This window comes from Paenilisteria riparia FSL S10-1204 (assembly GCF_000525995.1).
Taxonomy (GTDB): Bacteria; Bacillota; Bacilli; order Lactobacillales; family Listeriaceae; genus Listeria_A; species Listeria_A riparia.
Map to the genome: position 1 here is coordinate 233,047 of NZ_AODL01000007.1, position 21,799 is coordinate 254,845.

The following is a 21,799-nucleotide window of genomic DNA, read 5'->3' on the forward strand; positions in this document are numbered from 1 at the left end:
TTAGATAAAAACAATGTATTCCATCATCGTATCCCGAGATGTCTCATTTACATTTCACATTACTTAGATAAAAACAAAATCACAAATGCGCGCTTTGAATTCGCAACTAAAATTTACATTTCACATTACTTAGATAAAAACAAATCTCGTTAGAATTATCATCGTACAGGATAATAGTATTTACATTTCACATTACTTAGATAAAAAACTTTTTTATTTGTTCACGGCGGTCACACTATTCAATATTTACATTTCACATTACTTAGATAAAAACGCCGTGCAATTGCGCATGGGATTCTAAAAACGCTATTTACATTTCACATTACTTAGATAAAAACTTATGCTGATAGGCTGTTCTACTGTATTAGCGCTATTTACATTTCACATTACTTAGATAAAAACGTTTTGCGCAAAATGGATTAAAAGGTTCAGACGCATTTACATTTCACATTACTTAGATAAAAACTACATCGCCAATCTCTGTTACAGCGAACGCACATTCATTTACATTTCACATTACTTAGATAAAAACATTTTTGAACTCGCAACTAGAAAGTATAAAAAAAGGATTTACATTTCACATTACTTAGATAAAAACGCAGATAAAATAGCTATACAGGCATATAAAAGAAGATTTACATTTCACATTACTTAGATAAAAACTTTCAATACTTCGCTCATACATTTCATCAACCTTTCTGATTTACATTTCACATTACTTAGATAAAAACATATTGAATCATTAACAAAGCAGCCATATGTTGTATTTACATTTCACATTACTTAGATAAAAACGATTCCCACGCGGTGTATACTACATTCACTTTCGGAATTTACATTTCACATTACTTAGATAAAAACTAGAGGGAGAATGAGAAAATGGATTTTATTGTATTTATTTACATTTCACATTACTTAGATAAAAACCAAAAGTTGATGTTTTGTTGTTGCGCTTTAATGAATTTACATTTCACATTACTTAGATAAAAACAGGTACCCTCTCAACGCTTACTCCCATCATACCTTAAACACCCAAATCTGTCGACCGACAAACAAATCCTACATTTTCGCTCTCAAACCTTACAGTGTAAACTCCGAAAGCAGGTGCAAACCCATTCACATCAGCGCTTTATAAAAATCTGTCGATGTCCCCATTATTTTGCACTACTGGAGGTCGACAGATTTTTTGATGTATTAAAAGAAATTCGAAGTTTTCTCATCCGCAACGCCCCAAAACTCCTTTTCGAGCCATCTTTCATTTCGACTTGAGAACACAATGACAGAGTCTTCTTCATCACGAATATACTGATCTAATTCCATTCGTAATTTTGCAAGTAAGGCTGGGGTTATCTCGCCCTCAAAGACAGATTTTTGCACGTGGGTTAAATATTTTTTGCAGATTTTGAAAATATTTCTCGATACTTTCGGGCCACCGTTATCCATTGCTATATCGTAAATCAGGATAATATACATAGTATCACCACCAAATCTTGAAGCCTTCATACGGCTTATCATTCATTAAATGCTTGATGAGTTTGTAGCATTCAAGCCTAATTAAATGGCGGTACGAGACATTTCGAGCTAACTCGCGATGCTTCACTGTCTCTTTCATTCGCAAATCATAAGCTTGTAAAATCTTCTGTCGCGCTTCTTTTTTCATATAACAGAAATTCGCTTCTCTTTCGAAATCTTTCTCTGTAATAATATTTTTATTCAACATGCTAAAAATCAAACGGTCAGCAATTAGTGGTTTGAAGACTTCTGAGATATCTAGGCAAAGCGAAAATCGGCGTTCACCCGCGCTGTGCAAATAACTGACTGCAGGGTCCAACTGCGTTTTGTAAATCTCTGTCAAACAACTAGAATACACAAGTGAATTAACATATGAAATCAATGTATTAATCATATTGTCTGGTGGTCTTTTCACCCGTTTTTCAAAGTCAATTTCCTGATTAATAATGGCCTGCCACGCTCGGTAGTAGACTTTGCGAATATTTCCTTCAATTCCCATCAGCTCTTGAATATTCGCTGTTTTTGCGATTCGTTTCCGTAATAATTTAATTTCAGCCATCGCAGCGTCCACGTCTTTATCCCGTTGCCGATAATACCTCAAATTTCGCAAAATATTAAACGAAGCACTTTCAACAAACTGAACCGCGATTTCATGCCGCTTCGCTTCATCCACATAATGGGTTACTTGCGCTACTAGGAGTTCCCCGGAAACGTTGGCTTCGCGCGGGTAATAACTACCACTATAAAATCCATAATAATTAAAAATATGCACTGGAATGCCAAGCTGACCAATATAATTCAAGCATTTCGTATTTAAATCTACTTCGCCAAATAGAAAAATTTCGCGAGTCATCTCGACTTTTAAATCTTTAAAACGACCGTCTGGCGCCGTTAGCCGTATCACATTGTCTTTTCGCTTTAACTCACCATTTGAAAATAAATAATAACTCTCCATATCGGTCTCCTCTCACACAAAACAATACTCGAAATACGCGCATTTTTTGCAAATCGGTTTTTCTTCAAGCTTTGGTGATTTTTGTTGTGTGGTTATTTTTTCGATGTCTGCCATCACTTCTTTAAGTCGCGCCACATCAGATTCCGTAAGTATCACTTCTTCACGGCGCCGTAATTTTGGATAGTCGATAATGCCATTTTCAATCGCTATTCCTTTTTCACGCAAGAAATAAATATAATACTTCAACTGCCAAATTCCCGCTTCTTCAATAGCTCGGCTTTTCTTCACTTCATGGAGCACTTTCCAGTCACGGATAAAATCGATATTTACCGTTTCATCAATCATCACCTGACCCGCGTCCCGACTATAGCTCGATTCATCCAGCAACTTGCCAAGCTGCACGTTTTCGTCCAAATGTTCCATCCGAATCGCTTTCGAAAAGCACCATAATTTCCGCTTGCAAACAAAATAATAATAGACATGTGTTCCGCTTATTCTCATTGGTGTGCCTCCTTTTAGAAGAATAGATTTTCTTGAGATGGCTCTTTTAGTGTAATGCCGATTTCAGAACTATAGTTACATTTTAAAACACTAATTGTTTCATATTTAGTCATTTCCTTTTTATCCAACTCGCTTTTTTTTGACGATGTATCCAGGCGCATCCATCATAAATTCGGATAATTTAGTTCTGGCCTCCATTCTGCTTCGTTTATTTTCTTTTCCAGGCTTTGATATTTCCGCCATATATCCCTCAATTTCAGCGCGATTTTCATCAAAAACTGGTTCTGGAATGACCGTCACCGAATTAATATTGCGGAATTTTTCGCGTACGGTCTTTTTGTCAAGCTCGTATGTGTGAAATGACTTTACGTAGTTGATATTGCAAATTACGGTTTCATAATAATCGCTACCTGCTAGTGCTTCGGTAGAATAAACGCGATCAATAAGCGCTAACTTCTCCGCTTCTGAAATCGGACCTCCCACTTCTTGCAACGCTTTTCTCGAATTTTGATGAATTAGTGGGTCAATGACGCTATTTTTTCCAATTCCGGAGCATTTTTCGTCAAAAACATAGACGTTCGTCGCCACATCCAGTTCTCGATTTCGATAGCAACGACCCATGCGCTGGAACAATCCGTTCAAATCAGATAGCTCGGTGAACAGCAAATCAAAATCAATGTCTAGCGAAGCCTCAACAACCTGCGTCGCCACCCAAATACAAGGCCCTTCGCTCGTCTTATGCCCATCCGCCAAAATAGCATCTGATTTCGCATTCCGATCTCGCTTAATAAATTGACTATGAATCAACTTCACTTCGTCACCATATATTTTCTCCAAATTCTCGTACATCTCTTTAGCTACACGAACCGTATTACAAATCACCAAAATCCGATTTCCATCATAAAAATCACTAATAAAATCACTATTTATCTGCTTATGCACCACTTCCAAACTATGGCGAATCCGATCCGAAATAAAATCCTCTTCGGCACGCGTAAAAGAAACACCATTTTCCGCTAGCAAATCAGGAATAATTCCCGGTAATGTCGCTGTTAAAATCGCAAATTGACCGCCCACTTTTTGAATATAGGAAAGCCCCACGATGAGGTAGGCAAGCAAGTCCGGTGAATACATTTGCACTTCGTCGATAATAACTTTGGAGTAAGATAACGTCGCCAATTTCGGCTCAAATCCTGCATATCGGAAGACAAAATCAAACAATTGATCTAATGTACAAACAGTGATTGGTAGCGACATCTGGCGCGTTTTTGTAAAGTACTCCTCGATGTCCTGAATATCCTTTTCGCGTTGCAAATACTGCCCGTAAGTTTCCGAATGCAAAAGCCCCACCCTATCCGTCACGTCTTCGCGGATAATGCCTGTTTCGCTACTCGCAAGCCTATCGTAAATCGCGTTAATCGCTGTGCGTAAAGGTAGCGTGAAAAATCCTTTATTATTACCGAGCCATAGCAAACCAGCTTCTGTTTTCCCCATTCCTGTTTCCGCGACAACGATAATATTATCCTGTTGATGGGCATACATGTATTTTTGTAAAGGCTTCCAATCCGCGGCAGGGTTTGATTTGCGGAAGGTTTCAAGTTGGTTGTTTAATGCAGATTCTAAGAAGTTGTTTGGTTTTTCGACGTCGATGTAGGCGCTCGCTGCGAAGTCGATGCGGTTTAGGAGACCTTTTAGAAGAACATATTGGATGAAAAGTTCGAAGCTTTGCGCATTATCCCCTTCAAAAATTCGTACAGAAACTTGATAGTACTTGGAAGGAATACGATTTCGATAAGCCCGATTTTTCCCTAATGCCTCATATGTAAATCCGTTCCACTCTTGTTCCAACTTTTGCATCTCACTCGACCATTCTTCCAATGTAAAATGAATATCACGCTCATGATGGCGTGCAACCGCTTGAAATAAAAGTTGAATTTCCTCTTTTGAGTAGCCATCTTCCTTCAATTTCTTATAAGGGACAAACGCTACAGAAAGATAATTATGAGGGATTTCTTTTTTGTTGCGCCTTCCACCAGATACTTTTTCTTGAAAATATACATTCATCTTTCCAAGATCATGCGTTAGACATGCCAACTTCAAAAAATACCAGTTAACCGGAATATCAGGATAATTTTCTTGCAAGATTTTGTAGTTCGTTAATAAATTATCAGTATGTTCTTGGATTGTTTCTTCTGGATTTGATTTCGCTAAATATCGGTTCACAACTATACCTCCAAAAAAAGGAGAGAGATAATCCCCCTCCCGACTTATTTAAGCAAACTCTAAAAATACTGGTTTTCCATCCTCATCTAAGAAAAATTCATCCTCTTCTGATACCAAAATCGAAGTCGTGTAAAAAACATCTTTTTTGGACCAGTTTCGGTACATCTTAGGAGCTTTAGCCGTGCCTCGATTTACCAATTCATATTTATCAGTGAGTAAATAACGGGTTCCTAGCATGTCATTCCTACCGATATTACTGTGCATATCAGGTGTAAAAGTTAGCTTGCCTAATATGGAACTCGGTACGTATGCACCATAGTCTCTATCTAAGCAAATGTCATCTTCTGCCTCGACTTCACGAATCTGGACTACCTTTACTTCTTGTATCGTCGCAATATCTTCACGTCGACCAAGCGATGGGTATTCTTGTGGCACTTCAAATGCTTGAGCAATTTCATCTACTAGACTTTGATCCTCAGGAACGATATGCAATAATAATTCTACATCCACGAGCAATTCCGCCGTAGCAACACCACGACTTATCCCGTAACCATCAACATTTAGCTGATGACGATTTTTATCGAATGTCATACCATTTTTAAATTCATATCTCGTGTACAAATCGTTTACTTTCGAGAAATACTTCCCTTGAATACTAATCTCCATCGGATGATAGCTCGTGAAGCCACACATCGTATGCACCATTCCAATAACGGTGGAATATGGCGGCAATGGGTATGTTTCTTTTAACTGAAAACTAGTTGGTTTCTTGTAATTCACTAAATCCTGCCATAGCTTAATTCTAATTGCTTTCATAATATGCATCAATCTTTTCTTTAAGGTCTTTGAAAAATGCTGGTACGGATTCGGCGTGAAGTTCTGTTTTGATTTCTGATGTGTTATCAAACTGTCCATCGATGACGCCACATTTTGTATTTTCTTTAATGCCAGGATAGTCAATGACACCTAAGATATTATCTACAAGAATCTTGTTATCTTTAATATCCACAACATTTTGGAAAACTGGATTTTTCACATCATAAACGCCACCAACAATGAATAGCGGTTTTAAATCTTCACGACGTCCACGAATATCTCGATACAATAATGCAATTGTATCCATCAATTTTTGAACACGGCGGCTTTTTTCTTTGTTGTCAATTTCAACTTGTCCGTCGATACCAATTTGGTCTAAATCGATGGTTACAGTGTAGCGATAGTAAGAGCGATGAATTTCTGCTTGGGCAATGTTCATGTTCTCACCGACTTTATCGGCTTGTCCTTTATTCGTTAAGAAATCCAAATCAGCCTTGAAAGTTTCGAGCGAGATAGCATTGGACAAGCGTACTTTTGCAGAACGTTTTTGTCCTTGTGTGCCTTTTTCGGTTTTTAAATAGCCGAAGAAATCTAATTCTGGATAGTCTGTAATAGTTGCCTCGCTTAGGAATTGGATAACTTTCTTGTCCCCACTTCCTTCTGCCTTTACCGGAGCAGGATTTTCACCCACCTGCTCCATCATGTTATAGCGAATTGCTTGGCGAGATATGTACGTGTACTGGTCGCCGTTGTTTCGCGATATTTTTTTAAGTGCTGAAATGTTCCCCAAGCTCTCCCCGTAGTTCGCACTTTCCGCTTGAAAAATAATTGTCATTGCTAGTCCTTTACTCTTCATCCTTATTTCCCCCGTTTTCGTTATTTTCTAATGGCCCATTTACGCCAACCATAAAAGCATATCCGACAGTTTTAAAAGTCTCGTCATTTGTGAATGCTTTTAAAAAGAAGTCTGGTATTGCTTTGCCTAAATAAGAGTAGCTATTTAAAATGATATCCATAAACGCATCACGATTATTGGTTTTTAGCGCGTTTAGTATTTTGTAATTAAAACCGCTTAATTTGTTTTCAGGATATGCTTTTTTGAACTCCGTACCGCATTTATTAATGTGCCAGATTTGCCCTTTCGAAATGTCTGTCATCGCCTCTATCTCCTTTAAAAAATTAGTGTTGATGCTAAGCAATGCGCCTACATGCCCCATATGGTAGTAGGTGTTGCTAACATTAGTTACTTTTAAATACATCGTTTTGTGAATAAACGTAAATAAATTTTCATTATTCATAAGACGGCGAACTGTTTCTTGGTAGAAATTTATGTTCAGATTGCCTTCTTTTAAGCCACATTTTTGAATCGTTTTCAATGTTTCTTTGGATTCTCGAAATATTTTCAAAGCACGTTTTGATAAAATGTTGAAGCGGTACGTTTCGTTTTCATAGCGCACTACTTGAATATCTGCAAGTTCGTAGTGACGCTTATCTTCTGTTTGATTCGTGATTGCTTCGATTAATGCGCGGTACGGACTCGTTGATGTTAGATTTTCTGTGCTATGGTGTAGAATTTCATTATGAACCTTCTTATTTACTGCATGCAACGTGTCTATATTTATGGAGTCGTTAATGAAGATGCCATTACCATAAACATATGTGAAACCTGCTGGAACGCACGAATAGATGAGTTTACACACTGGGCAAACTGCTATATCATTGTTGAAATCCCAGACATGTGATGTTTTTCTTGCTGTATCAAAACCTGTTTCATTCATAAAACTTAAATCAAGTTTCATATTTTTTATAGGTTCATTACAAGTAATACAGTTGAATTTCGCCTTTTCTAAGTTTGTCTCAAGATGCTCTAATACAGGTTCTACAAAGCTTTTCCGATAATCAATATAACAATCTTTTTCTTTTGTCTGCGAGTACAGAAAACTAACACCACTCCAGCCATTGTTAATTACCGTATAAATCACGTTTTTAGCAGCTAAATATTTCTTCCCTTTTTGACTTTGGCAAAAATCAATAATCTCGTCTAATTGAGTATAGACTTGTTTTACATTCTGAATAATTTCTGTGCACCTTTCTTCGAATGTTTCTTTCTTTTTTAATTGCCCAACTTTAGTAAGATTTTTCCCCCATTGGACAGGATCTTTCGTTTCATCAATAAGCGGATATGCGCCGACATAACTATTGCTTTTCAAATAATATTTAGCAATCGCTATATAATTATTAAGCCTATCTAGCGACAACTCATCAAAATCTGAAAAATCTGCTTCACGATGCCGTTCCATTTCTTCTTTGTACGAAATGATTTTATACCAAGAAAGTGTCTTTTCGTAAGCTTTTATGAAATATGCAAAATAAGACTCCTCAAATCCATCTAGTAATGCTGTATCAAAAAATAAACGCTGTCCTTCTATTCGAACATTTTCTTTGCCGACAATATTCACAAATCCGACGAGGCCAGCGTTAAACAGCCAATCTCCAGTTCGACATTCTATTTCTCTCATGATTTCACCTCCCTATTGTTGCGCAAGCATACCGAATCCCATGCCGGTAAGCGCACCGAATCCTGATTCAACAATATGCTCTAACAAATACTTCTCTGCTTCAATCTCAATTAACCCCAAAGAACATACAATGGAAATATCGTAGTGCTGCGCGACTGTTTTTTTCATGTTGATTGGTCTGATTTTCATTTTTTCAATGTCTTGCGCAATAAAACTTCCATATTTGCCTTCTAGTTTGATACGTAAATTTCGTTTCAAAATCGGGATGAATTGCTCGTCTTCGAACATATAGAACCAGTCTTTCTGTGTTTCTCGGTTATGATCGCGACATACAATTGGAGATAGCGTTTGGAGTACAATGCTTTCCGTCTCAATCGGAGCAATTCGAACCATATCAACTGATTTCACTTCTAGCTGGCACACATCCGAAATCTTGATTTGCTCTCTTCTCAATTCCATAAATGCGTTATAAAACATGATTGCCTGCTCTGCATTTCCTGTTGAAAAATTAATTATTAAGCGCTTTCCCTTCACTGTAATGTCTTCTTTTCCAAATACAGCATCTTGGAAGTACACCGCAAAAGTAAAATCTTTTTGCCGATTAGCTCCATATAAATCTGCAAATATTTCTGGATATGCTTTTTGCAGGCCTGTTTTGAAAACCATCAATATTTTTCGTCTAAAATTCAATGGAAACTTTTCATTACTTAAATCACACATAATTTTCAGTCTCAAGTAATCACCTCATTTGCATCTCGTCAGTCTGTAATAATTTATACAGCCACTTACATTATAAAACATTTTATCTATTCTTTGCACTTATTAACAGGTAAATTCATATGCTTTATTTCCAATTGTTCACAAAATAGACACCTAATTCCATACAGAATTAGGTGTCTATTTGCCAACTATATCACTTCAAAACCAGCTTCCCAGCTACTTTCTTCTTATCAATCAACTGATGTGCCCCTATTATCCCACGAAGATCAAATGTGAGCGTTTCAGCTGTTTTGAGTCGTAATTTATGCGAGCGATACAAGTCTGCCAGATAACCAAGCGCCTCTTTATCCTTCATATCTTTCGTCCGTGTCATCCGCATCGTCTTCACTTTCTTCTCCTCCGCATTCTCTGGAAGACTAGTAAGCGAAATATAACGACCACCTTTTTTCACGTACCGCAAGCCCTCTTCTGCGCCTTTTCCGCCAAAACTGGCGTCCAGCACGACATCTGCTTTATCAGCTAATGCTTCAGCAAGATTTTCTTCGTCATATGCCACGACTTCATCGGCTCCTAATGCACTAACGTAATCTCGATTTCTACTATTCGCAATCCCTATTACGTGAATTCCTGCTTCTTTTGCAATTTGGACGGCAATGGAACCAACTGCTCCGGAAGCGCCTTGAATGATTAGGATTTCGTTCTTTTTTAATTTTGCTAGTTGTAATGCGAAATAAGCTGTTGTGCCAACGGAAGCTAGGCCTGCTGCTTCTTCTAGGCTCATTTCTGCGGGTTTCTTCACGATTTTTGCACTGGAGATAGCGACATATTCGCCGTAGCCGCCAATGCTAGGGTGGCCAATGACGATATCGCCGATTGCGTAGTGTTTGATTTTCGAGCCGACTTCTACGATTTCGCCGACAACATCGCTACCTGGAACGATTGGGAATTCGAGTGGCCTTATTTTTTGCATAGTTCCTGCACGAAGTAATGCGTCATACGGGTTGATTCCTATGGCTTGGACTTTAATTAAAACGTCTTTTTCACTGAGTGTTGGCTTTGGTAATTCTAGCTCTTCAAAGACTTCTGGTGGCCCGTATGTGTTGAATCCAAGTGCTCTCATTTTGTATTCCTCCCTATTTGTCTACTTGCTCTGTTTCTGTCAGCCAATCAATAATCTCATCTTCTTCTGCGGCGTTTACATTATGCTGTACGTAGTAGGTGCGCATCGTAACATTGTCGCTCATCGTTTTGAAAAAGCGGGTAATGCGCTCGCCTTCTTCGACTGGTAAGATGGCGTCATCCACGCCGTGCCCTACAAAAATTCGTTTGTTCTTAAGCAATAAGTTTTTCGGTGATTTCTCAAGGAATGCTGGTAGTTTAGCACTTAGAAAAATACCGCCACGATACATTCCACCATTGCGTACAAATTCGGTAATCGCAACAATTCCTCCTTGTTCGAAGCCAAGTAAATACATGTTTTTACGGTCAATTGTTGCGTATTGCCTGCTAATTTTTTCGATAAAATTGTGGATATCGTTTGCCGCATATGTAATCGATGACTCGCTTGGTTCACCATCAACAACTGGCTTATAATACGCGTATCCAGGTCCTTTTTGAAGTCCGCCTCTGATTGCTACAATAACAAATCGATCCATAATTGGCTCAAGAATCCCTGGTAAATCTAGCTCATCACCACCTATACCATGCAGTGCGAACACGGTTGGGAACACATCATTCGTTTTGCGATTAAGTGGTTCATAAATATCATATGCAAACATAAAAATACCTCCATTATTTCGCTAGTTCAGCGATTTTCTTAAATTCTTCTTCCGTTAACGTAATACCTTTACCCATCTTCTCGTTTTCTGGAGACCAATCTCGAATATCATATTTCGGCGCGCGCCCGTTCCAGCTAATTAGATTTACTTCTTTTCGCCAGCCTTTCGCATTTTCCGATAATACACCAATATGTTCTACAATTTCATATTCAATATTGCTCATCTGTCAAAACTCCTTTTATTTATGTTCTGTTTTCTCCATACTACCAAATGTTTACCCTCAAATCTTCTCTTGGAATCGTCATTTCGAAAAATCTTTTTATTTAGACTAGAAAAATCGTGGTTGGTGCGTTAGGATGAGAATAGAGAGTTGCTTGAAACGGAGGTAATTGGATGGAAGAGGCTTCAGAAGACCTGTTGTTAGAAACGTGTTTATTGGCGGGTAAAATTATGATGGAAAGTGGCGCGGAGATGTATCGTGTGGAAGATACGATGAGCCGAATTGCTGAGACTGCGACGGATACAAAAGGTATTAGTTTTGTTACACCGACAGGGATTTTTATGGCGCTTCAAGGCGGCTCTACGGTGAAAATGGAGCAGATTCCAACGCGGACGATAAATTTGGAGAAAGTATCGATGGTCAATGACTTATCACGAGAGTTTACCGTGCGTAAAATTTCTTTAGGAAAGCTGTACACGCAACTACGGGCACTTGATAAAGAAGTGAAATTCTTTCCTGTTTGGCTACAGATTGTTTCTTCGGCAGTTATTAGTGGCACATTAATGATGATTTTTGGTGGTGTTTGGAAGGATTTCATTGCGACTTCATTGATTGGTGCGATTGGATTTATCATTTTTTATTATGGGACGGAATTTTTTAAAGTGAAATTTTTGGCGGAGTTCTTGGCTGCGTTTACGATTGGGTTATTGTCAGTTCTAGTGATTTCGATTGGCTGGGGCGTGAGCTTAGATAAAATGGTTATTGGAGCTGTAATGCCATTGGTTCCTGGTGTGCCGATTACGAATGCGGTGCGCGACTTATTGGCTGGACATCTTTTATCAGGAATAGCTCGTGGTACGGAAGCTTTAATCACAGCTGGAACGATTGGAATTGGGATTGCGGTTGTTTTTCGATTCTTCACGTAATGCGACATGAAAGTTAGGAGGTTAGATGATGTTTTGGACGGTATTTATGCAATTAGTTTTTAGTTTTCTGGCCACGATGGCGTTTGCGATTACGACGAATGTACCACGTAAATCTTTGATTGCTTGCGGGCTAACGGGAACGTTTGGCTGGATGACGTATTGGATTTTGTTGCATTTTGATGCAGGAACAACGATGAGCACGCTGGCTGGTGCTTTTATTGTCGCCATTGCGAGCTTCTTTTTTGCAAAATATAAACGGCTACCTGTGACGATTTTTAATGTGCCCGGAATTGTGCCACTTGTGCCTGGTAGTTTAGCATATCAAGCTGTGCGAAACTTTGTACTTGGTGATTATATTCAAGCGATTTCTTTTTCTGTTCGTGTTGCACTAGTTGCTGGGGCGATTGCAGCTGGACTTGTACTTTCGGAAGTGCTAAATCATAGTATTCGTCGTTTTCGAGAACATAAAGAGAACATCTGAGTGTAAATCATTGACTTACTTTTTGTAAGTTGTTAATATTAAGTTATTAAGTCAATGAAATGAGGAATGCAAAGATGAAAGTAGCGATTTTAGTAGGTAGTTTAAGGGAGCATTCGCACAACAAAACATTAGCAACATTTATTCAAAAACGTTATGCCAAAGATATCGATGGGGAACTATTAGATTTGAATTTGCCGCTTTACAATGAGGACTTGGAATCTGATTTGCCCGCTGATGTTGTTGCTTTTAAGAAGAAAGTCCATGATGCAGATGCTGTTTTATTCGTAACTCCAGAATACAATCACTCGATTTCAGGTGTTTTAAAAAATGCGATTGACTGGGCTAGCCGGATTACTCCTGACCTTAAAGAAAAACCAGGATTTATTGTCGGTGCTTCGATGGGGGGACTTGGAACCGTTCGCGCACAAATGCATTTACGCCAAATTCTCGATACAATGGGCATGCGCATTTTGCCAGCAAATGAAGTCTTCATTAGCGCAGCGCATACTAAATTTGATGAAAAAGGCGACCTTATTGATGAAAGCACCGTTGCTTTTCTTGATTCGGTTGTGGCTAATTTTGTCGATTTCTATAAACGAAATAAATAATATGGACTCGGGCAGGAGAAATCTTGCCTTTTTTAAATGAATCTTTTCCGCCTTGCATGTATACGTATATACGTGTATACTATTAAGTGAAAGGTGATGATAAAGATGATGTACGCATTGAAGCGATCCACTAGAAAATCTGGACATAGCGTAATTACGACATTACCGCCCGATGTTATGAAGAAATTAGGTATCATTTCCGGAGATAATGTGGAGTTTGTAATCAAAGATAATGAAGTAGAACTAAGAAAAGCCGCCGAGAAGAAAGAAACCGTATCACAAGAATTCTTAAAGATGGCCGAAGAAGTGTTAGACGAGTATGACCAAGCCTTCCGCGGACTTGTTGATCGATGACCATTCGTTATTTAACGGAACCAGAAATCATCATGCTAAACGGTTTGCTGATCAAGAAATATAGCCCGATGGAACCAATAGGCCTCGTGGAACCGAATTCTCTTAATATGAGTGTAGAGCTACCAAAACAAATTGTTTTTAATCAGGAACTCTACCCGACAATCCCAGAGAAAGCTGGTATTCTATACAAAAATTTGGTCATTAAACATTGTTTTGCAAATGCAAAGAAGCGGACGGCGCTTGCTTCTTTAGGTTTATTTCTGAAATACAATGGCTGGCAACTCCTCGCTGGCAATCAAGATGCGGAGGATTTCACCGTTGCCATCGCGCTTGACAGTAACATGGCGCTTACAACGATTTCTAATTGGATTGAAAAAATTCCGCGATGCCTAAGATAAGGTAGCGCGGAATTTTGCGTTATACGAACGAATTAACACGTGCGTTTTTAGTAAATTTATAGCTGGCAATGCAGAAGAACAGTAACGCATAGCCAAGCAATATTGCGATGTTTAGACTAATCGATGCCAAAGTACCATTTTGCTGTAATGTCGTAATTGCGTCCATCACCCAATATTGCGGCATGAATTCAGCCAATTTTTGCATGAAGTTCGGCATGATAGCAACGGGAATAAGTGCCCCTGAAAGCAAGCTCGTCAATGTGAACAAAATCATCTGCAAGCCGCTGACGCTCTTTCTGCTCGTCGCTGTGAAGCCAAGTGCCAACGATAACAACACCGCCATCACTGCAAAAATAAACAAAATACCAAATAGCGCAAAGTAGGAAACGCCAGGATCAATCTTGAAAGCAAAGCGCATAGCGACTAAACAAATAACAATTTCTGTCACAACAACAGCTAGCGAGAACAATGCATTCCCTAGCAAATACACCTTGCTACTTAGCGGCGTAGACATCAAGCGATAAAACGTCCCGTCCTCTTTCTCCTGTAAAATTAACTCTCCTAAATTTCCCGCTGCATAAAGCAACATCATACATAGAAAACCTAAAATCTGCATTGACATCATCAAAACAATATCTTGCTGGTTACTTGTCATTTTTTGTGTAATGGCAATTTTGGATGTGTCAAATGTTTTAGCGTATTTAGAAAAACTTTGTCCACCATCATTACTTGCCTTAATCATCGTCATCATGCCTGTAAGCGAAGCATTGACAGCTGATTTCACTGCATTATTAACCGTATCACCTTGAATTGACTTCACCGTAATATGTTGCGGATCAAGCGCAGCAATGCTTTTTTCTGAACCTTTTCCTAAAATGACAAGTGCATCCAACGAACCACTCGTTAACTTCTTATTTCCATCCTCTAGTGAAACCGATGTTGCCTGCTTATTTGCATCTTTCATCCAATCTACCAATTGCGTCGTATAAACACCCTGATCCTGATTCACCAAGCCAACCTTGAGCCCACTCGTATCCGATTGCGCACCATACGAAAGAAAATAAATTAAAATACTCAAAATCGGCAAGCCAATAATCAGCAGCAGTTTCGCCTTACTTTGCGTCATACTCTTTAAATTATGCCTAAAAATCCATCCAACTTGCTGCATTTTAATACACTTCCTTTCGTCTAATCCAATAGCTCATGACAACAACAAGCACTAACGTAATCGAAATATTCAGCGCAATCGGCCAAAACGACGCCGAAATGACATTGTTATACATCACATCACGTACTCCAACGCGTACCCAACCAATTGGCGAAAGCTTCGACATCAAGCCATCTCCCGTTGGAAAATAAGCTCCTCCAAGGAATGCAAATACTTGCACCAATATCGAAGCAGCACCCGTTGCCGCAGGATTTCCATTACTGAACACATCGACTGCCATCCCAAGTGCCACCGACAAGAGCAATAAACTAAAGTAAATCACAAAAATTAGCAATGCATTCTGACCCCAATGGACACCAAAGAAAAGTTGCGAAACGGTCATTAATAGAATCAATGCAACGGTCTGCATAAATATCGCGCCGAGAAAATTTCCAATAATAGCTGTTGATTTACGAATCGGAGCAATAAACAACCGTACATCCGTATGACGTACCTTCTCCTCACGAAATACATTAATACCTGTATTTATTCCGAACATCATCATCATAGCAATCATCGCAATTGCATAGTATTCAAAAGCCGTAATTTCATTTCCTGAAGCCTGTTTCTCAACTGTAACCGCGGAATCAGAAACTTTAGGCGGGTTTTGCAAAATTTTAGCCTGCGTCGGATCCACTTTAATAATCGTGCTCGCCAACTGATACTGCGATGTAAATTGTGTTAAATAGCCATTTAAAACGCTCATCTCAATCTGACTCGGTGAATTCGTCGTTACTGTCAAATCATCACCAACTTCGACAAATCCTACTGCATCGCCATTTTCCACGGCACTCTTTCCAGCCTTGGTGCTTTTCGCTTTTTTTAAATACAATTTGCTTTCCACTCGCCGTCTTAGCGAATTGACTAAAGCTATCGCCAATCGGACTATGTTGCTCCACCACATATTCTACCGTCATTTTATCCAGCTTTACGTCACTACTAAAGCTATCCTGCAAAACGCTCCCCAATACAAGAATTAGCGCCAACGGAAAAATCAACATGTAGAGAAAATAACCCTTGTCACGCAGTGTTAACTTGATTGTCTTGAAAATTATATGAAAAATCATCATCTGCCTAGCATCCCTTCCCTAATCACGTAATTTCCGACCAGTCAAATTCAAAAAGACCGTCTCTAAATTCAATGTTTGTTGGTTCATTTCTATTACTTCCACCGACTGGCGAATCAGTGTTTCCAATACCTTGTTCAAATTGTTCACTTCGCTGTTCGACGTAATTTTCACTGTATTGCCTGCCATCAATTCCACAAGTTGAATACCCGAAATCTCCTGCAACTCTTCTATATTAATTTTTTGCACATCATCAACAACAATTCGCATTTCCTTCATGTCGGAAACAAGACTCACCAACTGCTCTTTCGTGCCTTCTGCAATCACTTTTCCGTGGTCAATAATCGCAATATAATCACATAACTCCTCTACTTCTTCCATATAGTGGCTCGTGTAAATAATCGTACAACCAGAAGTATTCAATTTCTTAATCGACTTCAAAATATAATTCCGTGATTGTGGGTCAATACCAACCGTAGGCTCATCCATAATAATCAGCGCCGGTTTATGCGCAATCGCACAAGCAATATTCAAACGTCGCTTCATCCCGCCAGAAAAAGTTCCCGGCTTATCTTTTCGCTTATCCGCTAATCCGACGAATTCCAGCGCCGTTTCCGCTGCCATGTCCAACTCCTTCCCACGAAGCCCATACAAACCCCGCAAAAAAGCGCACATTCTCAAATGCTGATAAATCATTATACAACGCAATGTCTTGAGGAACTAGACCGATACGTTGCTTAATCTCTATTCCATGTTGTTCCTGATCCTCACCAAACAACCGAATCACGCCACTGTTCTTCTTCAAAAGCCCACACAAAACACTAATTGTCGTACTTTTTCCAGCACCGTTTGGCCCTAATAAACCAAAAATCTGTCCTTCTTCAATTGCCAAATCCAAATTATCCACAGCAATATTTTTCTCAAATTTCTTTGTTAGCTGCTCAATCTCTACGATTTTCATTGCTTTCCCTCATTTCCACTTGTTATCTTGTTTCTAGTATAGAAAAAAAGTGAGCATCGCAACAGTGCAAATACTCACTTTCTTACCGTGAAGATTTCACGAATTTTTTCACATCCGCTAATCATTTTTCATTGTTTCTAGTGGTACCAACGTGATAATTTGAAATCCGTCGGTTGAATCGATAATCAGTTTTCCGCCAAGCTTCGCCGTTCTCTCTTCCATCCCTGTCAAACCTAGGCTTTTCGTCACCGACTCCGCACCTACACCATTGTCCTTCATCTCCAAACGCACAAATTTATTTAGAACCGTCAAAGTAACCTCAACGCGACTTGCCTGACTATACTTCAACACATTCGTCAAGCCTTCCGTCAAATTTTGAATAAACACATACCACATCGCTTGCGTCACCTTACGAAGTTCTCCTTGCATTTGAAAAATGGTCCGAATCCCATATTGCGTCTCAAACGCCTCCAATTGTGCCTTCACACGATTAATTGCAAGACTTTCCTGCGCTGGTTTCGTTGTTTTTAACGTTTTACGAATCTCTTCAATACCCGCTTTATTTATCAAAATCGCATTATCCAGCAGTTCTGCAGCTTTCTCCTGATTCGTGCCCAGGAGAGCTTTCGCTGCTTCAAGCTGTATCAAACCTCCCGTCAACGAATGCCCCAACTGATCATGAATTTGGTGTGATAAAGCATTGCGCTCTTCCAATTTTGCCAAGTATGCCTGCCTAATTCCAGTCGTCTCTGCGGCCTCTAGCTTTGCCGCAAAACCGTCCAATCTCACACGCATCTCCTCATTTTCAGCAACCAAATCTGCCGTCACATACGCCGTTCGATTCAAATGCCAATAAAAAGCCCCTACAAAAATACTAATCCCAGCATAAATTAACGAATATCCACTAAAAAAGAATGGAATCAGCGTCAAAATAAGCGCTAACCAAACCCATTTCGCCTCTAACTTCTTTCCGCGAAGCAACAAAGCAAAAGTACAGAATGGCAATAAAAAATCCATGAGTGGCAGATACCAAATACTAACCAACCAAATAAGCACAATCAACAACAATCGAATTCCCAACTGGTATCGTATCAAAACAAACGACAACAACGTCAGCGATAAGTACAATAAAATGTGCAATAAATAAAGCGCCACCAATCCGTTAGTCATATCCAACTGAAACAAATAAGCCACGAGTAATAAACAAAATGTGCTATCCAGCATCAATTTATAACGTGTCACATCTCACCGCCCCCAACTTTGCCCGTCAAATACAAAATTGCTAGCTGCGTCCGATGGTCCAGCCCTAATTTACCGAGCAATGCCGAAATATTGTTTGCCACCGTCCCTTCCGAAATAAATAAATTCTTCGCAATCTCCTTATTCGAAAGACCACTCGCCACAGCCTTCATCACGTCCATTTCACGCGCCGTTAAATGCAAACCACTTAAATCCGGCGACACATCCGGTTTTTCCGTCTCTAGCGACTGTCTCACCTTATCCCAGATCTCTTCCTGAATAATACTCTGATTCCGCATCACACTCATCACCGCATGCCGAATCAACTCCGGCTCATTGTTTTTCAACAAATAGCCCTTCGCCCCATTCGCAATCGCCTTCAAAATAAACACATCATCATCAAACGTCGTCAAAATAATCACTTTCGCATCCGTCGTCTCCGTTATTTGTTTCGTCGCCTCCACCCCATCCATCACCGGCATCCGCACATCCATCAACACAACATCCACCGCCTGCGCCTGACAAAATGCCACTGCCTCCGCTCCATTCTCAGCAGAACCAACAACCTCTATCTCATCCATCGTCCCTAAAATAATCTCCAAGCCACCCGTAATAAACGAATTATCATCCACAACTAAAACATTAATCATCAAATCTCGCATCCTATCCTTTTTTTCATAAAGTCAACATAGCATATCCGCCTTAATTTCTCCAATAAAAAAAAGACCGCACCTCGTAAAAAGTGCAGCCATTATATTATCGTCTCGCAATATTAACCGTCGTAAACACGAATTTATCATACCGATGACGCGACTTCGAATACTCAAATGCCATCCCATTATTCAAATAAACCGTCTGTTCTACTTCAATAACCGGGTCCGTATTCTCGCAATCCAAATACTGAAAATCCATCTCCGTCGGCTTATCCGCGCGAATCTGCTTATACGAACTCGCAATTTTCAAATTCAGTTCCTCGCGAATATACGAATAAATCGAATGCTCCAGCACTTGCTGCGTCACACCGGGAATTAGCGCCACCGGCATACTCGTATATTCCAAAACATACGGCTCACCATCCACAAGCCTCGCTCGAACAATATCATAAATCGGCGTCTCCAAGTCTATATTTAACCGCTCCGCTACATATTCATCCGGAAATGTCACCTGAAAATGCACAATTTTACTTTCGACATCGCGCCCCTCAAGTAACTTCGTAAATCCGTTAACCTCTTGACTATGAATGTTCAACCGATCCATATCAAGCGCCGATTTAATAATAAACGTCCCATGCCCACGCTTCCGATAGAGCAGCCCTTCCAAAACAAGAACTTCCAGCGCCTTTTTCATCGTCATGCGGCTACAATCAAATTCTTTCGCAAGTGTCATTTCATCCGGAATCGGCTTATCAAGCGGATATTCATTAGCGAAAATACGCTTCTTCAACTCCTCCGCAATAAAACTATATTTGGTCTGATTTTTCGCCATGACGCTAAACACCTCTTTTTCTTTCTATTCTACCATAAAATTAAACTTCAAAACCATGATTTTCAGACAGCTCTTTGTACCAACGACCAGAAGACTTAATCGTCCGTTTGTAATTATCATCCAAGTTTACTTCCACTAAACCATAACGATTTTTATAAGCATTCGCCCAAGACCAGCAATCCATAAATGTCCACAAATGATACCCTTTACAGTTCGCGCCCTCATCCATCGCTTTATGCAGCCATCTCAAATGATCTTTAATAAACGCGATTCGGTAATGGTCATCAATCGAACCCTCGCTTGTGCGGTAACGATCTTCACCTTCTACACCCATCCCATTTTCCGAAATAAAGAACGGAATATTGCCATAGTTATCACGTAAATTAATTGCAATATCATAAATCGCCTTCTCAAAAATTTCCCAACCACGATACGGATTCATTTTCCGATATGGCATTTCATAGTTATCAAATAAATGCTCTGGCATAAATGGCGCATCCGGATGAGCCGCATATTCCTTCGCTTTCACACGGCGCGGTTGATAATAATTCACACCTAAAATATCGATAATATTGTGCTTAATGACCGCCAAGTCTTCCTCCGTATGCACTGGCACAGCATCATGCTCTTTCAAAATAGCCACTAAATCAGCAGGAAACTCGCCCTTCGTCACTGGATCCAAGAAGCTACGGTTAAAAATTAAGTCCGCAATATGAGACGCGCGTAAATCTGCAGGATTTTGACTACGTGGATAAGAAGGCGTCAAGTTTAAAATAATTCCAATTTCGCCATCTTGATTTAACGCATGATATTCCTTCACAGCAAGCGCATGAGCTACCGTCGTATGATACGCAACTTGCGCCGCACGCTTAAAGTCCACGACATTCGGATAATGCATATCGTATAAATAACCCGCTTCCACAGGAACAATCGGTTCATTAAAAGTAAACCAATGCTTCACCTTATCCCCAAACAACTCAAAACACGTTTTCGCAAAAGTTGCGTAAGCAGAAACCACTTCACGATTTTCCCAACCGCCCAGTTCCTGCATCGACATCGGCATATCAAAATGATACAAGTTCATAAACGGCTCCACACCATTCGCCAACATCTCATCAATCACGTTATTGTAGAATTCCACCGCTTTCGGATTCACTTCTCCGATACCATCAGGAATTAAGCGCGACCATTGAATCGACGTCCGGAACGAATTATGCCCCGTTTCCTTCATCAATTGGATGTCCTCCTTGTATTGGTAGTAGAAATTCGATGTATTCGTAGGCCCAACATTATTGAAAAAACGTCCCGGCTCCTCTTGATACCAATGATCCCAAATACTCGGCTTTCTTCCATCTACATCCGCCGCACCTTCCGTCTGTGGCCCCGAAGCCGCACTACCCCACCAAAAATCTTTCGGAAATTCATATTTCATTTTAGCTACCTCCAAATGACAAGCCATCTAAGCCTGTTTAATAACTTTATTATACCCTATTTAATTAAAAGTATAAACTTATAAATGAATTAAGTAGTATATAAAAACAAAAAAAACCATCATCATGACGGTTTTAGAAATAACAATTCAATTTGTGATGACAAATGTAAAAAATCTTGCTATAATGAACTTAGTAGAAAAGTGAAGATGGTGGCTATCAACATAAAGGCGGTGATGCTTATGAAAAATAAGATAATCCCTTTGGAAAGGATCAGCATTGTCAGTTGCAGAAGCAATTGCGCTCATGATTGGTTTTGGAAGCTTTACGGTTTCCTTAATCGGTTTAGTAGTTGTGATTGTCAAATCTGTGGACAAAGACAAAGAGTAACCGCCTATC

Annotated in this window: 24 protein-coding genes, 1 pseudogene and 1 CRISPR repeat array (1 of these 26 cut by a window edge); of the genes and pseudogenes, 6 read left to right on the top strand and 19 right to left on the bottom strand. The window is 39.5% G+C overall.

Features of this window, described 5'->3' with window-relative positions; all coding sequences use genetic code 11:
* Positions 1-991: a CRISPR direct-repeat array (repeat unit 30 nt; unit sequence ATTTACATTTCACATTACTTAGATAAAAAC) (it extends 536 nt beyond the left edge of the window).
* Between the two features lie 203 nt (positions 992-1,194).
* The 11 genes from cas2 to PRIP_RS05960 form a co-directional block, all read right to left on the bottom strand.
* Positions 1,195-1,473 carry a CRISPR-associated endonuclease Cas2 gene (gene cas2 / locus PRIP_RS05910; RefSeq protein WP_036100104.1) on the bottom strand — a complete coding sequence of 93 codons (279 nt, stop codon included), beginning with the start codon at positions 1,471-1,473 and terminating at the stop codon, positions 1,195-1,197.
* Positions 1,474-1,477: 4 nt separating this feature from the next.
* Entirely contained in the window at positions 1,478-2,467 is a 990-nt protein-coding gene (cas1b, locus tag PRIP_RS05915) for a type I-B CRISPR-associated endonuclease Cas1b (protein WP_036100110.1), read from the bottom strand.
* Between the two features lie 12 nt (positions 2,468-2,479).
* On the bottom strand, positions 2,480-2,968 hold the full coding sequence (gene cas4, locus PRIP_RS05920) for a CRISPR-associated protein Cas4 (RefSeq protein ID WP_036100112.1): 489 nt from the start codon (positions 2,966-2,968) through the stop codon (positions 2,480-2,482).
* Between the two features lie 120 nt (positions 2,969-3,088).
* Positions 3,089-5,191, bottom strand: coding sequence for a CRISPR-associated helicase Cas3' (gene cas3, locus PRIP_RS05925; protein ID WP_241434094.1), 2,103 nt, complete (start codon positions 5,189-5,191; stop codon positions 3,089-3,091).
* A gap of 48 nt (positions 5,192-5,239) precedes the next feature.
* On the bottom strand, positions 5,240-6,016 hold the full coding sequence (gene cas5b, locus PRIP_RS05930; RefSeq protein WP_036100114.1) for a type I-B CRISPR-associated protein Cas5b: 777 nt from the start codon (positions 6,014-6,016) through the stop codon (positions 5,240-5,242).
* The gene (gene cas7i, locus PRIP_RS05935; RefSeq protein ID WP_036100115.1) at positions 5,994-6,863 is read right to left on the bottom strand and encodes a type I-B CRISPR-associated protein Cas7/Cst2/DevR; all 870 of its coding nucleotides are present in this window, start codon (positions 6,861-6,863) and stop codon (positions 5,994-5,996) included. The genes cas5b and cas7i overlap by 23 nt, the downstream gene beginning before the upstream one ends.
* Positions 6,853-8,526, bottom strand: a complete 1,674-nt coding sequence (gene cas8a1 / locus PRIP_RS05940) for a type I-B CRISPR-associated protein Cas8b1/Cst1 (RefSeq protein ID WP_036100116.1) — start codon at positions 8,524-8,526, stop codon at positions 6,853-6,855. The genes cas7i and cas8a1 overlap by 11 nt, the downstream gene beginning before the upstream one ends.
* 12 nt (positions 8,527-8,538) lie before the next feature.
* Positions 8,539-9,261, bottom strand: a complete 723-nt coding sequence (gene cas6 / locus PRIP_RS05945; RefSeq protein WP_036100117.1) for a CRISPR-associated endoribonuclease Cas6 — start codon at positions 9,259-9,261, stop codon at positions 8,539-8,541.
* Between the two features lie 178 nt (positions 9,262-9,439).
* Positions 9,440-10,366 (bottom strand): NADP-dependent oxidoreductase, encoded by a 927-nt coding sequence (locus PRIP_RS05950; protein WP_036100119.1) that lies wholly within the window; start codon positions 10,364-10,366, stop codon positions 9,440-9,442.
* A gap of 13 nt (positions 10,367-10,379) precedes the next feature.
* The gene (locus PRIP_RS05955) at positions 10,380-11,024 is read right to left on the bottom strand and encodes an alpha/beta hydrolase (protein WP_036100120.1); all 645 of its coding nucleotides are present in this window, start codon (positions 11,022-11,024) and stop codon (positions 10,380-10,382) included.
* 13 nt (positions 11,025-11,037) lie between these two features.
* A complete protein-coding gene (locus tag PRIP_RS05960) occupies positions 11,038-11,247 on the bottom strand; it encodes a YdbC family protein (protein WP_036100122.1) in 210 nt (69 codons plus the stop codon).
* Between the two features lie 170 nt (positions 11,248-11,417).
* On the opposite strand from PRIP_RS05960, the gene PRIP_RS05965 reads away from it, so the two are divergent.
* From PRIP_RS05965 to PRIP_RS05985, 5 genes are all read left to right on the top strand, one after another.
* Positions 11,418-12,170, top strand: a complete 753-nt coding sequence (locus tag PRIP_RS05965) for a threonine/serine exporter family protein (RefSeq protein WP_036100125.1) — start codon at positions 11,418-11,420, stop codon at positions 12,168-12,170.
* Positions 12,171-12,198: 28 nt separating this feature from the next.
* Positions 12,199-12,651: a threonine/serine exporter family protein gene (locus tag PRIP_RS05970; RefSeq protein WP_036100127.1), complete on the top strand. Its 453-nt coding sequence runs from the start codon at positions 12,199-12,201 to the stop codon at positions 12,649-12,651.
* 74 nt (positions 12,652-12,725) lie between these two features.
* Positions 12,726-13,259, top strand: coding sequence for an NADPH-dependent FMN reductase (locus tag PRIP_RS05975; RefSeq protein WP_036100128.1), 534 nt, complete (start codon positions 12,726-12,728; stop codon positions 13,257-13,259).
* A gap of 105 nt (positions 13,260-13,364) precedes the next feature.
* Positions 13,365-13,613, top strand: a complete 249-nt coding sequence (locus PRIP_RS05980; RefSeq protein WP_052008746.1) for an AbrB/MazE/SpoVT family DNA-binding domain-containing protein — start codon at positions 13,365-13,367, stop codon at positions 13,611-13,613.
* On the top strand, positions 13,610-14,011 hold the full coding sequence (locus tag PRIP_RS05985) for a type II toxin-antitoxin system death-on-curing family toxin (protein WP_052008747.1): 402 nt from the start codon (positions 13,610-13,612) through the stop codon (positions 14,009-14,011). Before PRIP_RS05980 ends, PRIP_RS05985 begins: the two co-directional genes overlap by 4 nt.
* 19 nt (positions 14,012-14,030) lie before the next feature.
* Here the strand turns inward: PRIP_RS05985 and PRIP_RS05990 are convergent, their stop codons facing one another.
* The 8 genes and pseudogenes from PRIP_RS05990 to PRIP_RS06020 all read right to left on the bottom strand — a co-directional run bounded on the left by PRIP_RS05990 (position 14,031) and on the right by PRIP_RS06020 (position 21,402).
* On the bottom strand, positions 14,031-15,179 hold the full coding sequence (locus PRIP_RS05990) for an ABC transporter permease (protein WP_241434095.1): 1,149 nt from the start codon (positions 15,177-15,179) through the stop codon (positions 14,031-14,033).
* A 1-nt stretch (position 15,180) separates the two neighbouring features.
* The gene (locus PRIP_RS05995) at positions 15,181-16,005 is read right to left on the bottom strand and encodes an ABC transporter permease (protein ID WP_159101520.1); all 825 of its coding nucleotides are present in this window, start codon (positions 16,003-16,005) and stop codon (positions 15,181-15,183) included.
* Entirely contained in the window at positions 15,965-16,288 is a 324-nt protein-coding gene (locus PRIP_RS17135; protein WP_159101521.1) for an ABC transporter permease, read from the bottom strand. Before PRIP_RS17135 ends, PRIP_RS05995 begins: the two co-directional genes overlap by 41 nt.
* An 18-nt stretch (positions 16,289-16,306) precedes the next feature.
* Positions 16,307-17,246: pseudogene (locus PRIP_RS06000) on the bottom strand (ABC transporter ATP-binding protein).
* 117 nt (positions 17,247-17,363) lie between these two features.
* The gene (locus tag PRIP_RS06005; RefSeq protein ID WP_052008749.1) at positions 17,364-18,488 is read right to left on the bottom strand and encodes a sensor histidine kinase; all 1,125 of its coding nucleotides are present in this window, start codon (positions 18,486-18,488) and stop codon (positions 17,364-17,366) included.
* A complete protein-coding gene (locus PRIP_RS06010) occupies positions 18,485-19,135 on the bottom strand; it encodes a response regulator transcription factor (protein WP_036100130.1) in 651 nt (216 codons plus the stop codon). Before PRIP_RS06010 ends, PRIP_RS06005 begins: the two co-directional genes overlap by 4 nt.
* A gap of 106 nt (positions 19,136-19,241) precedes the next feature.
* Positions 19,242-19,970 (bottom strand): GntR family transcriptional regulator, encoded by a 729-nt coding sequence (locus PRIP_RS06015; RefSeq protein ID WP_036086995.1) that lies wholly within the window; start codon positions 19,968-19,970, stop codon positions 19,242-19,244.
* 40 nt (positions 19,971-20,010) lie between these two features.
* Positions 20,011-21,402 (bottom strand): glycoside hydrolase family 1 protein, encoded by a 1,392-nt coding sequence (locus PRIP_RS06020; RefSeq protein WP_036100131.1) that lies wholly within the window; start codon positions 21,400-21,402, stop codon positions 20,011-20,013.
* A 277-nt stretch (positions 21,403-21,679) separates the two neighbouring features.
* On the opposite strand from PRIP_RS06020, the gene PRIP_RS16675 reads away from it, so the two are divergent.
* Positions 21,680-21,790, top strand: a complete 111-nt coding sequence (locus PRIP_RS16675; protein WP_077912919.1) for a putative holin-like toxin — start codon at positions 21,680-21,682, stop codon at positions 21,788-21,790.
* Positions 21,791-21,799 lie beyond the last annotated feature (9 nt).

Excerpts from the sequence above, each read along its gene's own strand:
- cas2 (WP_036100104.1), bottom strand. The coding sequence starts at position 1,473 with ATGTATATTATCCTGATTTACGATATAGCAATGGATAACGGTGGCCCG.
- cas1b (WP_036100110.1), bottom strand. The coding sequence starts at position 2,467 with ATGGAGAGTTATTATTTATTTTCAAATGGTGAGTTAAAGCGAAAAGAC.
- cas4 (WP_036100112.1), bottom strand. The coding sequence starts at position 2,968 with ATGAGAATAAGCGGAACACATGTCTATTATTATTTTGTTTGCAAGCGG.
- cas5b (WP_036100114.1), bottom strand. The coding sequence starts at position 6,016 with ATGCATATTATGAAAGCAATTAGAATTAAGCTATGGCAGGATTTAGTG.
- cas7i (WP_036100115.1), bottom strand. The coding sequence starts at position 6,863 with ATGAAGAGTAAAGGACTAGCAATGACAATTATTTTTCAAGCGGAAAGT.
- cas8a1 (WP_036100116.1), bottom strand. The coding sequence starts at position 8,526 with ATGAGAGAAATAGAATGTCGAACTGGAGATTGGCTGTTTAACGCTGGC.
- PRIP_RS05950 (WP_036100119.1), bottom strand. The coding sequence starts at position 10,366 with ATGAGAGCACTTGGATTCAACACATACGGGCCACCAGAAGTCTTTGAA.
- PRIP_RS05955 (WP_036100120.1), bottom strand. The coding sequence starts at position 11,024 with ATGTTTGCATATGATATTTATGAACCACTTAATCGCAAAACGAATGAT.
- PRIP_RS05960 (WP_036100122.1), bottom strand. The coding sequence starts at position 11,247 with ATGAGCAATATTGAATATGAAATTGTAGAACATATTGGTGTATTATCG.
- PRIP_RS05965 (WP_036100125.1), top strand. The coding sequence starts at position 11,418 with ATGGAAGAGGCTTCAGAAGACCTGTTGTTAGAAACGTGTTTATTGGCG.
- PRIP_RS05970 (WP_036100127.1), top strand. The coding sequence starts at position 12,199 with ATGTTTTGGACGGTATTTATGCAATTAGTTTTTAGTTTTCTGGCCACG.
- PRIP_RS05975 (WP_036100128.1), top strand. The coding sequence starts at position 12,726 with ATGAAAGTAGCGATTTTAGTAGGTAGTTTAAGGGAGCATTCGCACAAC.
- PRIP_RS05980 (WP_052008746.1), top strand. The coding sequence starts at position 13,365 with ATGATGTACGCATTGAAGCGATCCACTAGAAAATCTGGACATAGCGTA.
- PRIP_RS05985 (WP_052008747.1), top strand. The coding sequence starts at position 13,610 with ATGACCATTCGTTATTTAACGGAACCAGAAATCATCATGCTAAACGGT.
- PRIP_RS05990 (WP_241434095.1), bottom strand. The coding sequence starts at position 15,179 with ATGCAGCAAGTTGGATGGATTTTTAGGCATAATTTAAAGAGTATGACG.
- PRIP_RS17135 (WP_159101521.1), bottom strand. The coding sequence starts at position 16,288 with ATGATGATTTTTCATATAATTTTCAAGACAATCAAGTTAACACTGCGT.
- PRIP_RS06010 (WP_036100130.1), bottom strand. The coding sequence starts at position 19,135 with ATGATTAATGTTTTAGTTGTGGATGATAATTCGTTTATTACGGGTGGC.
- PRIP_RS06015 (WP_036086995.1), bottom strand. The coding sequence starts at position 19,970 with ATGGCGAAAAATCAGACCAAATATAGTTTTATTGCGGAGGAGTTGAAG.
- PRIP_RS06020 (WP_036100131.1), bottom strand. The coding sequence starts at position 21,402 with ATGAAATATGAATTTCCGAAAGATTTTTGGTGGGGTAGTGCGGCTTCG.